General features: G+C 70.1%; 16 protein-coding genes and 1 tRNA gene. 12 read left to right on the forward strand and 5 right to left on the reverse strand.

What is annotated here, in order from left to right; translation table 11 throughout:
• Positions 1-20: 20 nt before the first annotated feature.
• From cmk to BOSE46_RS11425, 4 genes are all read left to right on the forward strand, one after another.
• Positions 21-683 (forward strand): (d)CMP kinase, encoded by a 663-nt coding sequence (gene cmk / locus BOSE46_RS11410; RefSeq protein WP_159540355.1) that lies wholly within the window; start codon positions 21-23, stop codon positions 681-683.
• On the forward strand, positions 680-1,369 hold the full coding sequence (locus BOSE46_RS11415) for a 1-acyl-sn-glycerol-3-phosphate acyltransferase (protein WP_159540356.1): 690 nt from the start codon (positions 680-682) through the stop codon (positions 1,367-1,369). Before cmk ends, BOSE46_RS11415 begins: the two co-directional genes overlap by 4 nt.
• Complete coding sequence (gene der, locus BOSE46_RS11420) at positions 1,362-2,687, forward strand: ribosome biogenesis GTPase Der (protein WP_159540357.1); 1,326 nt, start codon at positions 1,362-1,364, stop codon at positions 2,685-2,687. The genes BOSE46_RS11415 and der overlap by 8 nt, the downstream gene beginning before the upstream one ends.
• 54 nt (positions 2,688-2,741) lie before the next feature.
• Positions 2,742-2,815 (forward strand) — tRNA-Pro (locus BOSE46_RS11425).
• A gap of 82 nt (positions 2,816-2,897) precedes the next feature.
• On the opposite strand, the gene BOSE46_RS11430 is transcribed toward BOSE46_RS11425, so the two are convergent.
• Genes BOSE46_RS11430 through BOSE46_RS11440 form a run of 3 tightly spaced genes read right to left on the reverse strand, consistent with a single transcriptional unit; the run spans position 2,898 to position 5,181 of the window.
• Positions 2,898-3,806 carry a sucrase ferredoxin gene (locus BOSE46_RS11430; protein WP_159540358.1) on the reverse strand — a complete coding sequence of 303 codons (909 nt, stop codon included), beginning with the start codon at positions 3,804-3,806 and terminating at the stop codon, positions 2,898-2,900.
• Positions 3,803-4,933 carry a cupin domain-containing protein gene (locus BOSE46_RS11435; RefSeq protein ID WP_236551729.1) on the reverse strand — a complete coding sequence of 377 codons (1,131 nt, stop codon included), beginning with the start codon at positions 4,931-4,933 and terminating at the stop codon, positions 3,803-3,805. Before BOSE46_RS11435 ends, BOSE46_RS11430 begins: the two co-directional genes overlap by 4 nt.
• A 2-nt stretch (positions 4,934-4,935) precedes the next feature.
• Positions 4,936-5,181: a hypothetical protein gene (locus BOSE46_RS11440; protein ID WP_159540359.1), complete on the reverse strand. Its 246-nt coding sequence runs from the start codon at positions 5,179-5,181 to the stop codon at positions 4,936-4,938.
• Positions 5,182-5,339: 158 nt separating this feature from the next.
• Between BOSE46_RS11440 and BOSE46_RS11445 the strand changes: the two genes are divergently transcribed.
• The 3 genes from BOSE46_RS11445 to BOSE46_RS11455 are packed head-to-tail and all read left to right on the forward strand — an operon-like array spanning position 5,340 to position 6,716.
• On the forward strand, positions 5,340-5,702 hold the full coding sequence (locus tag BOSE46_RS11445; RefSeq protein WP_159540360.1) for a hypothetical protein: 363 nt from the start codon (positions 5,340-5,342) through the stop codon (positions 5,700-5,702).
• A 19-nt stretch (positions 5,703-5,721) separates the two neighbouring features.
• Positions 5,722-6,318 carry a TIGR00730 family Rossman fold protein gene (locus BOSE46_RS11450; protein ID WP_159540361.1) on the forward strand — a complete coding sequence of 199 codons (597 nt, stop codon included), beginning with the start codon at positions 5,722-5,724 and terminating at the stop codon, positions 6,316-6,318.
• Positions 6,315-6,716 (forward strand): NUDIX domain-containing protein, encoded by a 402-nt coding sequence (locus BOSE46_RS11455; protein ID WP_159540362.1) that lies wholly within the window; start codon positions 6,315-6,317, stop codon positions 6,714-6,716. Before BOSE46_RS11450 ends, BOSE46_RS11455 begins: the two co-directional genes overlap by 4 nt.
• Here BOSE46_RS11455 and BOSE46_RS11460 read toward each other — a convergent pair.
• Positions 6,713-7,084: an RNA-binding S4 domain-containing protein gene (locus BOSE46_RS11460; protein WP_159540363.1), complete on the reverse strand. Its 372-nt coding sequence runs from the start codon at positions 7,082-7,084 to the stop codon at positions 6,713-6,715. The genes BOSE46_RS11455 and BOSE46_RS11460 overlap by 4 nt on opposite strands.
• Positions 7,081-7,734, reverse strand: a complete 654-nt coding sequence (locus tag BOSE46_RS11465; RefSeq protein WP_159540364.1) for an HAD-IA family hydrolase — start codon at positions 7,732-7,734, stop codon at positions 7,081-7,083. The genes BOSE46_RS11460 and BOSE46_RS11465 overlap by 4 nt, the downstream gene beginning before the upstream one ends.
• Before the next feature lie 50 nt (positions 7,735-7,784).
• Between BOSE46_RS11465 and BOSE46_RS11470 the strand changes: the two genes are divergently transcribed.
• Genes BOSE46_RS11470 through BOSE46_RS11490 form a run of 5 tightly spaced genes read left to right on the forward strand, consistent with a single transcriptional unit; the run spans position 7,785 to position 12,107 of the window.
• On the forward strand, positions 7,785-8,018 hold the full coding sequence (locus tag BOSE46_RS11470; protein ID WP_159540365.1) for an RNA-binding S4 domain-containing protein: 234 nt from the start codon (positions 7,785-7,787) through the stop codon (positions 8,016-8,018).
• Positions 8,015-9,160 (forward strand): hypothetical protein, encoded by a 1,146-nt coding sequence (locus BOSE46_RS11475; protein WP_159540366.1) that lies wholly within the window; start codon positions 8,015-8,017, stop codon positions 9,158-9,160. Before BOSE46_RS11470 ends, BOSE46_RS11475 begins: the two co-directional genes overlap by 4 nt.
• Positions 9,161-9,220: 60 nt before the next feature.
• Positions 9,221-10,261 (forward strand): LLM class flavin-dependent oxidoreductase, encoded by a 1,041-nt coding sequence (locus BOSE46_RS11480; RefSeq protein WP_159540367.1) that lies wholly within the window; start codon positions 9,221-9,223, stop codon positions 10,259-10,261.
• Positions 10,258-11,295, forward strand: coding sequence for a Gfo/Idh/MocA family protein (locus BOSE46_RS11485; protein ID WP_159540368.1), 1,038 nt, complete (start codon positions 10,258-10,260; stop codon positions 11,293-11,295). Before BOSE46_RS11480 ends, BOSE46_RS11485 begins: the two co-directional genes overlap by 4 nt.
• Complete coding sequence (locus BOSE46_RS11490) at positions 11,292-12,107, forward strand: spermidine synthase (RefSeq protein WP_236551730.1); 816 nt, start codon at positions 11,292-11,294, stop codon at positions 12,105-12,107. The genes BOSE46_RS11485 and BOSE46_RS11490 overlap by 4 nt, the downstream gene beginning before the upstream one ends.
• Position 12,108: the final 1 nt, after the last annotated feature.

Below are 12,108 nucleotides of genomic sequence, written 5' to 3' on the forward strand. Positions count from 1 at the left end.
GCAATCAAGGAGTGGCACACGTGAGCAAGCCCCTGGTCGTGGCGATCGACGGACCGTCGGGTTCTGGCAAGTCGAGCACCTCGCGAGGCGTCGCCGACCGGCTGTCGCTGGCCTACCTCGACACCGGGGCGATGTATCGCGCCATGACCTGGGCGCTTCTCGAGCGTGGCGTCGACCTGCAGGACCCCGACGCGATCGCCACGGCAGCCGAGGACGTACGCCTGACGTCGGGCACCGATCCGCTCGATCCCACGATCCACGTCGACGGCACCGACGTCGCGGACCCGATCCGCAGCGAAGAGGTCACCGGTTCGGTCAGCCTCGTCGCCGCCGTGCCGAGCGTCCGCGAGATGCTGGTCGAGCTGCAGCGCGAGATCATCGCCGGCAGCGATGGCATCGTCGTGGAGGGCCGCGACATCGGCTCGACCGTCGCTCCCGACGCGCCGACCAAGATCTATCTGGTCGCCGACCCGGCCGCGCGGGCCGCCCGGCGAGCGGCCGAGACCGGCGCGAGCGACGCCGCGGCGACCGAGCTGGCCCTGGCCCGCCGCGACGAGATCGACTCCAACCGCGCCGCCTCGCCGCTGGCCAAGGCAGACGACGCCGTGGTCGTGGACGGCACGCACCTGACGCTTGAAGAGGTCATCGAGACCATCGTCGGGATCGTCGACGCGGCACGATGAGCGCCGCCGACGGGTTGCCTGAGGGCGGGCTGCGGCTCGTCCGGCGGCTGGCCCGCGGGCACTTCACGCGGCGGTGGGACATCCACGAGCACGGCCGCGAGCACGTCGCCAAGGCCGGGCCGGTGATCTTCGCCAGCAACCACATCGGCTGGCTCGACGGCCCGCTGCTCTTCGTGACGGCTCCGCGGCCGCCGCACGCGCTGGTCAAGGAGGAGGAGTTCCACGGGCGTACGGGGCGGTTGCTCCAGTTCGTCGGGCAGATCAAGGTCAGCAGGACCCGCAACGACACCGGTGCCGTACGTCGTGCGGTTCAGGCACTGGCCGCCGGGCAGACCGTCCTGGTCTATCCCGAGGCGACCCGTGGCAACGGGGAGTTCGACAACTTCAAGAACGGCGTGGCGTACCTCGCGCTCGTCTCGGGAGCCCCGGTCGTACCGATCGCGATCTTCGGGACGCGCCTTGCTGGGGAGCCTGCGGACGCCCGTCCGGCCAAGGGCGCACGCCTGGACGTGGTCTACGGGGAGCCGATCCAGCTGCCGATGCAGGTTTGGCCGCGAGATCGTGGGATGATGGCAGACGCAGGTGATCAGATCCACGATCATCTGCGTGCTCATGTTTCCCAGGCCAAGTCAGTGCTCAAGCGCGACCTCCCCGGCCCTCTTCCGACAGGATCCACCGATGGCTGACGTTGTACCCGTTCTCGCTGTGATCGGGCGCCCCAACGTCGGCAAGTCGACCCTGGTCAACCGCATCATCGGTCGCCGGGAAGCTGTCGTCGAGGACGTGCCCGGCGTGACCCGCGACCGGGTGTCCTACGACGCCCACTGGAACGGCCGCGCGTTCACCGTGGTCGACACCGGTGGCTGGGACCCCGACGCCCGCGGCCTGGCCGAGCGCATCGCCGCCCAGGCCGAGATCGCGATCCAGGTCGCCGACGCGGTGCTGTTCGTCGTGGATGCCACGGTCGGCATCACCGATGTCGACGAGAAGGTCGTCCGCATCCTGCGCGCCGCCAAGAAGCCCGTCGTGCTGGCCGCCAACAAGGTCGACGACCAGCGCACCGAGGCCGAGGCTGCCGGTCTGTGGAACCTCGGACTCGGCGAGCCCTACCCGGTCTCCGCCCTGCACGGCCGGGGGAGCGGCGACATGCTCGACGCCGTCCTCGCGGCACTGCCCGACCCGCCGCCCGAGGACTTCGACGCCCCGCAGGGACCGCGTCGCGTCGCGATCGTCGGCAAGCCCAACGTCGGCAAGTCCAGCCTGCTCAACCGTCTTGCGGGTGAGGAGCGGGTCGTCGTCGACGACGCCTCCGGCACCACGGTCGACCCGGTCGACGAGATCGTCACCCTCGGTGGCCGCACGTGGAACTTCATCGACACCGCGGGCATCCGCCGGCGCGTACGCGATGCGTCGGGCCATGAGTACTACGCCAGCCTGCGCACCAGCTCGGCCATCGATCGCGCTGAGGTCGCTGTCGTCATCATCGACGGCAGCCAGCCGCTCACCGAGCAGGACACCCGCATCATCAGCTCGGTGGCCGAGGCCGGCCGCGCGCTGATCGTCGCATTCAACAAGTGGGATCTCGTCGACGAGGAGCGCCGCTACTACCTCGACCGCGAGATCGAGCGCGAGCTCGTGCAGGTCCCGTGGGCGCCGACGATCAACATCACGGCCCGCACCGGCTGGCACATCGACCGGCTCGTACGCGCGCTGGATGCCGCCCTCGAGGGATGGGAGACCCGCGTGACGACGGGCGCGCTCAACGCGTTCCTCGGGCGGCTCGTCGCCGAGCACCCGCACCCGGTGCGCGGTGGCAAGCAGCCCAAGATCATGTTCGGCACGCAGGCATCGACGGCTCCGCCGACCTTCGTGCTGTTCACCTCGGGCAAGCTCGAGGCGTCGTACATGCGGTTCATCGAGCGTCGGCTCCGCGAGGAGTTCGGGTTCGTCGGATCGCCGATCCACCTGCAGCAGCGCCCGCGCAAGAAGCGCGAGCGCCGCTGAACGACCGGTGCAGGGACCTCGCCGCGGCTGCGGTAAAGTTCCTCTTCGGTACAACGGGCTGTAGCGCAGCTTGGTAGCGCACCTGACTGGGGGTCAGGGGGTCGCAGGTTCAAATCCTGTCAGCCCGACGTTGTGATCTTGCAAGAGAAACAGAACTCCCGGACCTGCGGAAGCGGGTCCGGGAGTTCTTTCGTGCCGAGGGTGACTCGCTCAGGTCACCTGGGTCATCGAGACCAGCTCGTGCTGGGGCATCGGGTTGTCGCGGGTGGCCTTGCAGGTGAGCTGCACGAGCTCGGCGCCCGGCATCGTGCGGACCTGCACGTCCCAGCGAACGTCACCGACGGCGAACGTCGCGTCGGTCAGCTCGTTACGTCTCTGCCGGGACACGAGGCGTACGGCGCCCTCGCGGGTCTCACCCAGGTGGCGGCGCAACGCGAGCTCGGCGAACTGCACCGGCATCGTGTACGAGGAGCGGCCCCGGAGGCGGTCGAGGTCGAGCCGCCCGGCGACATGCCCCTCGGCGACTGCGACGGACGATTCGGCATCGAGACGTCCGTAGTAGAGGCCTTGGGGGAGCACCAGCATGTTGCCGGCGAAGCGGTCGCCGCCGATGTGCGAGACCTCCCAGGTCTGCTGGGGGTACGCCTCAGCCAGCGCCGCAGCGACCGGGCGGCCGCGCTCGGCGCAACAGGCGTCGTGGCGGCCGTGCGTGCACACGCAGAAGAGCGGTGCGTCGTACGGCGTCAGGCCCATCGAGCGTCCGGCACCCAACGCGGCGAGGTCGAGATCGAGCAGCTCGTGCGGATCGGTCAGGACTGTCGCCTCGATCCACGAGCGCGACGGGTGGGCGAAGGCCGCGAAGACCTGCACGCCGGCCTCGTCGGTACGCCGATCCGGTCGACGTACGAGCAGCGGACGGACCTTGGCCGCAGCCGCCGCACGCCTCAGGGAGTCGCCCAACCCGTCAGGCAGCCGAGCGTCCCGCAGCGCGTCGACGCCCCAAGGACCGGGGTGCTCGACGAGCAGGAACGCCCGGACGGTCGATGCCGTACCCGTCATCGGCTCGTCCCGCTGGTCGCTGGCGATCGCGCAACGGAAGGCGGGGTCGCGAGAGGTCACGAAACGACCTCGAGCATCCCTTCCCGCACCAGTCGGCGGCAGAGCACGAGCCGACTCTGTGGGTCGAGGTGCTCGGCGAGGTCTCGTGGGGCGAGCTCTCGGCGCTCCCGCAGGTCGTCCAGAGCGGGTCGCAGCCATCCGGGCACGTCGATGGAGCGGTCGCCCAGCAGCACGTCGATGCGGTCGCCGCGCGCGAGCAGCACGCAGGGGCTCCCGGGCCGGCGCCGCAGCACGGTGTCGTCGTCGATCGCACCGGCCGCGAGGACGTCGTGCAACCCACCGGACAGGCGCGGACTGCGAGTCGTGAGGAACCGGCGCACCTCGGCCTCCACCGCTGCGGTCGTGTCGACGCTGCGAATCTGTGCCGCCAGCGACTCCAGCCGGTGCCCGAGCTCGTCGGCGAGTCCGGCCGGGTCGTCGAGGTAGCCCGCCGGCAGGTGCGCTTCGGCGACACGGGACACGACGTCAGCCAGGCTGCGCTCGACGAGACCACGCCAGGTCAGCTGGTTGATGCCGATCGTGACGTGGAGCGAGACCGTGTCCTGCGCGCGCGCCGCGTGCGGGGTGCCGGTCGGCAGATACATCGACAACCCGGGCTCGAGGAGCACGTCGTCGACGCCGTCGGGAGCGTGGACCTCCCACTGCTTCGACCCGGCGGTCTGGAAGACGAATACGTCGTGGGAGTCGCTGTGCACCGCGAAACCCTGCGCTCCGGGCGGGGTGAGGTAGGCATTGGCCTGGCACGGATGGCCGATCTCAAGCTCGAGCTCGGCGACGAGACGGGTCAGCGGCGGCCAGTAGCGGTGCAGGCCTTGGAAGACGACGGTCGCGCCGCCCTCGAACAGCGCCAGAGCCTTGCGGGCGTCCACCAGACCGGTCAGCGGCTTGCCGGCGAGGGTCGCGCCGCGGGTGTACGCGGACTCGGGCAGCACGGCGCCGTCCTTGGCCACGCGGACCGACGGCGTACGAATGGCGGACGAGGTGAGCAGGGTGTCCACGTCGTCAAGGGACAGCAGATCGGCCAGGTCGTCAGGGTTGGCTCGGTGAAGGTGCACCTGCGACGCCCAGACCTTCGAGATGAAGGTCTGGGCGTCGCCGCTGAGCAGGTCGAGCGCGGATCCGGACACGGTCAGGACGCGTCGCCGTCCGTGGTGTCCGTGGCATCGCCGTCGGTCCCGTCGGAATCCGTGCCGTCGCCGTCGGTGCCGTCGGAATCGGTCGTGTCGCCGTCCGTGGTGTCGGTGGCGTCGCCGTCAGTGCCGTCCGCGTCGCCGCCGTCGGTCCCGTCGGCGTCGCCGCCAGAACCTGTGGGGCCGCCGGTCTGGCTGGTGATGAGGTCGTCGTCGCTGAGCGGCTCTTCAGGGGTGTTGGTCATGTGTCCTCCTGTAGCGAAACGGTTCGCCGCCCGATGAGACGGCTCGTTCACAGTCTGCTGCCACCGCTCAAGGCGGACAACCCGAGGAATCGCGGGAGTCCACGATTCGGTCCTGCAGACGGCGGGCGCGCCAGCCACAACGGGCCTAGGGTGGCCCCATGAGTGACGAAGCGTCTCCGATCGCGTACACCGCCCTCGAGCCCGGTACGCCGGTGCAGTCCAGCGACGGTCAGCAGTTCGGCACGGTCGTCGCCGTGCTGGTGGTCGAGGAGGTCAGTGTGTTCGACGGCATCGTCGTCGAGACGTCTGCCGGGACCCGATTCGTCGACGCGGACCACGTCGGCACCATCACGACCGCGTACGTACGCACGTCGTTATCGGCCGACGAGGCGGCGCAGCTGCCGGAGCCCGACGACAGCACGCCGGTGTTCCGTGCCGATGCCAGAGACGACACCGGCAGCTCGCTGGCCGATCGCTTCGGCCGCATGTTCGGCCGTGGCAAGTGGAAGCGGGAGGAATAGTGTCTGCCACGATGTGACCATGTCCCTCAGCGCGATCGCCATCTTCTGTGGCTCCAGCTTCGGCAATGACCCGGCGTACGCGGAGGCGGCACGCCACACGGGACGTACGCTCGCCGAGCGCGGCATCACGGTCGTCTACGGCGGCGGCCACGTCGGACTGATGGGCACCGTCGCCGACGTGGCCCTCGAGGCCGGGGGCAAGGTCATCGGCGTCATCCCACGGCAGCTCGACGACCGGGAGCTCGCGCACCACCGGCTCACCGAGCTGCACGTCGTCGAGTCGATGCACGAGCGCAAGGCCCTGATGGCCGACCTGTCGGATGCGTTCATCGCGCTGCCGGGCGGCGCAGGCACGCTGGAGGAGATCGCCGAGCAGTGGACCTGGGCCCAGCTGACGATCCACTCCAAGCCGTCGGGATTCCTCGACGTGGCCGGGTTCTGGTCGCCGATGCGTGACCTGCTCGACGGCATGGTCGGGTCGGGCTTCGTACGCGAGGAGCAGTCGGGGATCGTGTCGTTCGCGGACGACCTCGACACGCTCCTCACGATGCTGGAGGCGCCGCCGTCGTGGACCGACAAGTGGGGCCGGGCGAGCGACGACGTGCCGCAGCCGTGACGCCTCCGGTCATCCACGTCGCGGCGGCGTTGACGGTCGATGCCGAGGGCCGGGCCCTGATGGTCCGCAAGCACGGCACGACCGTCTTCATGCAACCCGGCGGCAAGATCGAGCCCGGCGAGAGCCCGCTGGACTGCCTGCGCCGCGAGCTGCTCGAGGAGCTGGGCCTCGACCTGCCCGCTGACGCATTCACCTGGCTCGGGACGTTCGAGGAGGACGCCGCCAATGAGCCGGGGCACCGGGTGCTCGCCGAGGTGTTCCGGCTGAAGATCGATGCATCGACCCCGGTCGTCGCGGCCGAGATCGCCGAGAGCATCTGGGTTGACCCGGTAGCGCCGGGTGACATCGACCTCGCGCCGCTCAGCAGCCGGGCGCTCCTGCCGATCCTGGTCGGCTAGCGCCGGCGCAGCCGGTCGAGAGCCCTGCGCTCGCGCTTGGTGGGCCGGCCGGCGCCTCGGTCGCGTCTGGGCATGATGGCGACCTCCTCCTTGGGCGGTGGCGGGGGAGTGTGGTCCTCGTAGCACTCGACCGCGACGGCCGCGCCGACCCGCTTGACGATGATCTTGGTGACCACGACGATCCTCATGCCGCCCTCCGTGAGGGCCTCGATGCGGTCGCCCACCTTGACCGGTTGTGCGGGCTTGGCCTTGGCGCCGTTGATGCGTACGTGCCCCGCCTTGCACTCCGCCGACGCGATCGATCGCGTCCTGTAGAGGCGTACGGACGAGATCCACACGTCGGCGCGCGCGTTGGTGGCGCCGGTCATGCGGTGTCCAGGGTGATGACGAGCTCGTCGGCATCGAACGCGGCACGAGCTGCGGTGAAGTCCGGTATGCGGGGCAGGCCTTCGGCACTGGGCCCGTCATACGAGCCGACGACGACAACCTGGGCGCCGGCCGAGCGTGCGGACTCGATGCCGGCCGGCGCGTCCTCGAACACGACGGTCTCCGCGGGGTCGTGCCTGAGCAGTGAGGCCGCCCGCGTGTAGCCCTCGGGATCGGGCTTGCCGTTGGTCACGTCCTCGGCGGGCACCACAACCGGAGGCATCGGCACTCCTGCGTCGGCCATCCGCGTCCTGGCGAGCGCGAGCGGAGCCGACGTCACGAGGGCCGTGCGCTCGGAGGGAATCGACGCCACGAACGCAGAGGCGCCGGGGACCTCGACGATGCCGTCAGGCGTCTCGATCTCGGTGCTGGCGAGCTCGACGGCCAGGGCGGCATGGTCGGCGTCCGGCGGCGCGAACTGCCGGACCGTGTCGATCGTCTGCCGACCGTGCGAGAACGCCAACACGTCTGCTGTGGAGAGGCCGTGCTGCTCGGCGAACCGGGTCCAGATGGCCTCCACGACGGCGTTGGAGTCGACCAAGGTGCCGTCCATGTCGAAGATCACGGCTCGGGCGCGGACCGTCTGCTCCATGCCGTCGATCCTCGCACGCGCGGGACAGGGTGTCGTGGCAGGCTGGACTCATGGCTCCCGACAACATCGACGTCGTCCCGATCACCGGTGACATGATCCGGCTGGGACAGTTCCTCAAGTTCGCGAACTTCGCGGAGTCCGGCGCTGCGGCGGGTGATCTGATCCAGGGCGGCGACGTCAAGGTCGACGGCGAGGTCGAGACCAGGCGCGGCCGTCAGCTGGGCAAGGGCATGCTCGTCGAGGTCCAGCTGCCCGGTACGACGCTCGCGGCGCGCGTCGGTTGAGCCGGTCGAAAGGGTTCGTCTCGGCGCTGGTCGTGGTGGTGACGATCGCCTTGGCGTTCGTGCTGTACACCCGCTCGAACGACGACGGGACCGCGGTGTTCAAGACCACGGTGCCCGCAGTGCCGGTCACGGTGACGCCTCCCGAGGCGGCGACGGTCGTTCCGGGCGGGATGCAGGTGACCGGGGCAGGTCAGACCCGCGTGGTGCCCGATGCGGTCTTCGCGCGGTGGTTGCCGACCGGTCGGGTGCTGCTCGCGATCGAGCGCAAGGAGCCGGGTTATGTCGGGCAGGTCTACCGCCTGTACGACCCGGTGTACGGAACGTTCAGTGGTGCGCCGATCGGGGACCAGCTGAACCTGCCGAAGGACCCCACCACCGACCTGGCGTTCCTCGACGGCCGTCGACTGCTTCGCTGGGACCTCGAGCTCACCGATCGCGAGGTCGTGAGGCTCCCGGGCAAGCCGCGGGCCAAGGGCAGCGGTGGCGACATCGAGCGGTCGTACGCGGCCGACCCCGTCACGGTGGGCGGCGTGACGTTCCTGCGCTTCAGCGAGGTGGAGAACGAGGAGAAGACCTTGGCGTACGGCGTGACCAGGGTCGTCGCGGATGGTTCCACCTCCGACGTCCTCAGGGGGCAACGGATCACGCGCCTGCGAGTCTCGGCCGACGGGCGCAGCCTGCTCGCCGTGCAGCAGCACAAGGGCGAGCCCTGCGGTGGATGTGTCGTCCGGCAGGACGTCGTCGAGATCGACCCGGCCAACGGGAAGATCGCCGGTACGTACGGCGCCCCGCCGGGCTACACCAAGGCCTGGCGCATCACCCGGCTGGACAAGGTCGGGCGCACGGTGGCCGTGCGCTACGAGGGGATCTGCGTGACAGGCGACGCCGAGTGCATACCGAAGCAGTTCGGTACGTGGACCTATCGTGACGGCTCCTGGTCGAAGGTCGCCGGCAGTGAGCGGACCGAGACGTGGTGGCAGGGTCGCAAGGACCGGATCGTGCGCCGGGCGGACCGCAACGTCCTGCGTGAGCCGTTGTACTGGCTGCACGGCGGGCAGCGAGCGCCTTTGGCGGGCACCTTGACCGGTGCTGACGGCAACACGGGCGACGTCGCCGGCGGCCTGCTGCGCCCCGCGGCATGACAGGGGAACACCACGATGGCGCCGGGCGTTGCACAGGCGAACCTCAACCCGGGAGATGACATGGCACAGCTCGAGCTCGGCCTCGACACGTTCGGCGACGTGACGTTCGGTGACGACGGCGCGCCGTTGCCGTACGACGAGGTCATCCGCAACATCGTCGACCAGGCGGTGCTCGCCGACGAGCTGGGACTCGCCTTCTTCGGTGTGGGGGAGCACCACCGCGAGGACTTCGCGGTCACGGCCCCGGAGGTCGTGCTCGCTGCGATCGCCGCGCGGACGACCAACATCCACCTCGGCACGGCCGTGACGGTCCTGAGCTCCGACGATCCGATCCGCGTATACGAGCGGTTCGCGACGCTCGACGCGCTCTCCAACGGCCGCGCGGAGGTCATCCTCGGTCGGGGCTCGTTCACCGAGTCGTTCCCGTTGTTCGGCTTCGACCTCGGCCAGTACGAGGAGCTGTTCAGCGAGAAGCTCGACCTGTTCGCGGCGCTGCGCGAGGAAGGGCCGATCACCTGGTCCGGCAACCTCCGGCCGCCGCTCGACGGGCAGGAGGTGTTCCCCAAGACCGCCGCCGGGAGCCTCACGACGTGGATCGGAGTCGGCGGGAGCCCCGAATCGGTCATCCGCGCCGCCCGCTACGGCATCCCGCTGATGCTGGCGATCATCGGCGGCCCTCCCGCGCAGTTCAAGCCGTACGCCGACCTCTACCGGCAGGCGCTCGAGCAGCTCGGCAAGCCGCAGCTGCCGATCGGTGTCCACTCGCCCGGTCACGTCGCCGACAGCGACGAGCAGGCACTCGACGAGCTGTGGCCGCACTACGAGGTGCAGCGCACGCGCATCGGCCGTGAGCGTGGCTGGCCGCCCGCGACCCGCGAGGAGTTCGAGGCGTCGGCGGGTCCGGAGGGCGCGTTGTACGTCGGGTCGCCGCGGACCGTCGCCGACAAGATCGTCCGCAACGCCAGGATCCTCGGCATGGACCGGTTCGACCTCAAGTTCAGCAACGGCACGCTGCCGCACGACAAGCTCATGCGCAGCATCGAGCTGTACGGCCGGGAGGTCGTGCCGCTCGTGCACGCGGCCCTAGAGTCCTCGTCATGACCCTCGCCTCGTTGCCGACCCCGCGTACGCCGGACCCGATGGACGCACCGACCCTGCGGTGGGGCGTGATGGGCCCGGGCTGGATCGCATCGCAGTTCACCCAGTCGCTGCAGGCGCACACCCGCCAGGAGGTCGTGGCGGTGGGCTCGCGCGCCCTGCCGCGGGCGCAGGAGTTCGCCGACAAGCACGGCGTACGTACGGCCGTCGGCAGCTACGAAGAGCTCGCCGCGCTCGACGACGTCGACATCGTCTATGTCGCGACCCCGCACCCCGCGCACCTCGAGCACGCGATCCTGAGCCTCGAGTCGGGCAAGCACGTCATCGTCGAGAAGCCGATTGGCCTCAGTGCCGGCCAGGCTCGCGAGATCGCCGCCGTCGCGCAGCGGACCGGGCTCTACTGCGCCGAGGCGCTGTGGACGATGTTCCTGCCCAAGTGGGACGTGGTGCGCCAGGTCGTCGAGCTCGGCGGGATCGGTGAGATCACGTCGGTCCACTCGGACTACGGCGAGTCGTTCCCTGACGGTCACCGGGTGTTCGACCCGGCTCTTGCCGGCGGCCCGCTGCTCGATCTCGGCATCTACCCCCTGGCGTTCGTCACGTCGCTGCTCGGACCGTACGAGTCGATCGCCGCGCTCGGACAGCCGGATCCACACGGGGTCAACGGGCAGCTCGGCGCCGCCATGACCCACGCGGGCGGCACGCTGTCGGTCATCTCGACGACGCTGCACGGCTTCCTGGCCAACCAGGTCACGATCGTCGGCACCGAGGGCGTGCTGACCGTCGAGCCCACCCACCACAGCCCGGGACCACTGACCCTGCGCTACGCGGACCGCACGCTGACGTACGACGAAGCACCCGGCAACCAGGCGTCCGGCCTGCACTTCCAGGCGGTCGAGGCTGTTCGCCGCATCGCCGCCGCGGAGACACAGACGCCGCTCTGGACGCTCGACGACTCGGTCGTCGCGCTCGAGGCTTCCGACGAGATCCGGCGGCAGATCGGCGACGACCTGACGGCGGCCGGGCTGCACGAGTGACCGAGCGCGCGATCGAGATCGTCCAGGACCGCGACCGGCCGTCCGGGCACACGCTCCGGATCGACGGCACGGACCAGTCGCACGTCGACCTCGACGATCCCAGCCGGCTCGAGTTCGACTACATGCAGCGCATCGCCGATGTCATTGACGCCTTGGGCAGTCCCGGGAAGCCGTTGCGCTTCGTGCACATCGGCGGCGCGGCGATGACGATCCCGCGGTACGTCTCGGTGTCCCGGCCGACGTCGGCGCAGATCGTCCTCGAGCCCGACACCCGCGTCACCGAGCTCGTGCGCGAGCAGCTGCCCCTGCCACGGCAGAGCGGCATCAAGGTCCGCCCGATCGACGGACGCGCCGGGATCGCGGCTCTGCGGCCCGACTTCGCCGATGTCGTGATCCTCGACGCGTACGACGGTGCTCAGGTCCCGGCGGAGCTGTCAACGGCCGAGTTCTTCGCCGACCTCGCCAGGGTCGTCGCCGACGACGGGGTGGTCCTGCTGAACCTCGCGGACCGTGCACCGTTCCCGTACGTACGTCGGGTGGTCCGTGGTGTGCGCGACAGCTTCGACCAGGTCATGATCAGCGCCGAGCCCGCAACCCTCAAGGGCCGCCGGTTCGGCAACGTCCTCGTGTCGGCGTCGCAGGGACCATTGCCATGGGAGGCGTTGGCGCGCCGCGCCGCGAGCTCCCCGTTCCCGTACCGCGTCGTGCCCTACCGCGAGGTCATCGAGAAGTTCGCCGGCAAGACACCGTTCACCGACGCGGACAGCGAACGGTCGCCGGCACCTCCGGGCGGCGCTGCGTTCTTCAGCTGAG

Source organism: Aeromicrobium sp. 9AM (genome assembly GCF_902506105.1).
In the GTDB taxonomy this organism is placed as follows: Bacteria; Actinomycetota; Actinomycetes; order Propionibacteriales; family Nocardioidaceae; genus Aeromicrobium.

Excerpts from the sequence above, each read along its gene's own strand:
- BOSE46_RS11415 (WP_159540356.1), top strand. The coding sequence starts at position 680 with ATGAGCGCCGCCGACGGGTTGCCTGAGGGCGGGCTGCGGCTCGTCCGG.
- der (WP_159540357.1), top strand. The coding sequence starts at position 1,362 with ATGGCTGACGTTGTACCCGTTCTCGCTGTGATCGGGCGCCCCAACGTC.
- BOSE46_RS11440 (WP_159540359.1), bottom strand. The coding sequence starts at position 5,181 with ATGACCAACACCCCTGAAGAGCCGCTCAGCGACGACGACCTCATCACC.
- BOSE46_RS11445 (WP_159540360.1), top strand. The coding sequence starts at position 5,340 with ATGAGTGACGAAGCGTCTCCGATCGCGTACACCGCCCTCGAGCCCGGT.
- BOSE46_RS11450 (WP_159540361.1), top strand. The coding sequence starts at position 5,722 with ATGTCCCTCAGCGCGATCGCCATCTTCTGTGGCTCCAGCTTCGGCAAT.
- BOSE46_RS11460 (WP_159540363.1), bottom strand. The coding sequence starts at position 7,084 with ATGACCGGCGCCACCAACGCGCGCGCCGACGTGTGGATCTCGTCCGTA.
- BOSE46_RS11465 (WP_159540364.1), bottom strand. The coding sequence starts at position 7,734 with ATGGAGCAGACGGTCCGCGCCCGAGCCGTGATCTTCGACATGGACGGC.
- BOSE46_RS11470 (WP_159540365.1), top strand. The coding sequence starts at position 7,785 with ATGGCTCCCGACAACATCGACGTCGTCCCGATCACCGGTGACATGATC.
- BOSE46_RS11480 (WP_159540367.1), top strand. The coding sequence starts at position 9,221 with ATGGCACAGCTCGAGCTCGGCCTCGACACGTTCGGCGACGTGACGTTC.
- BOSE46_RS11485 (WP_159540368.1), top strand. The coding sequence starts at position 10,258 with ATGACCCTCGCCTCGTTGCCGACCCCGCGTACGCCGGACCCGATGGAC.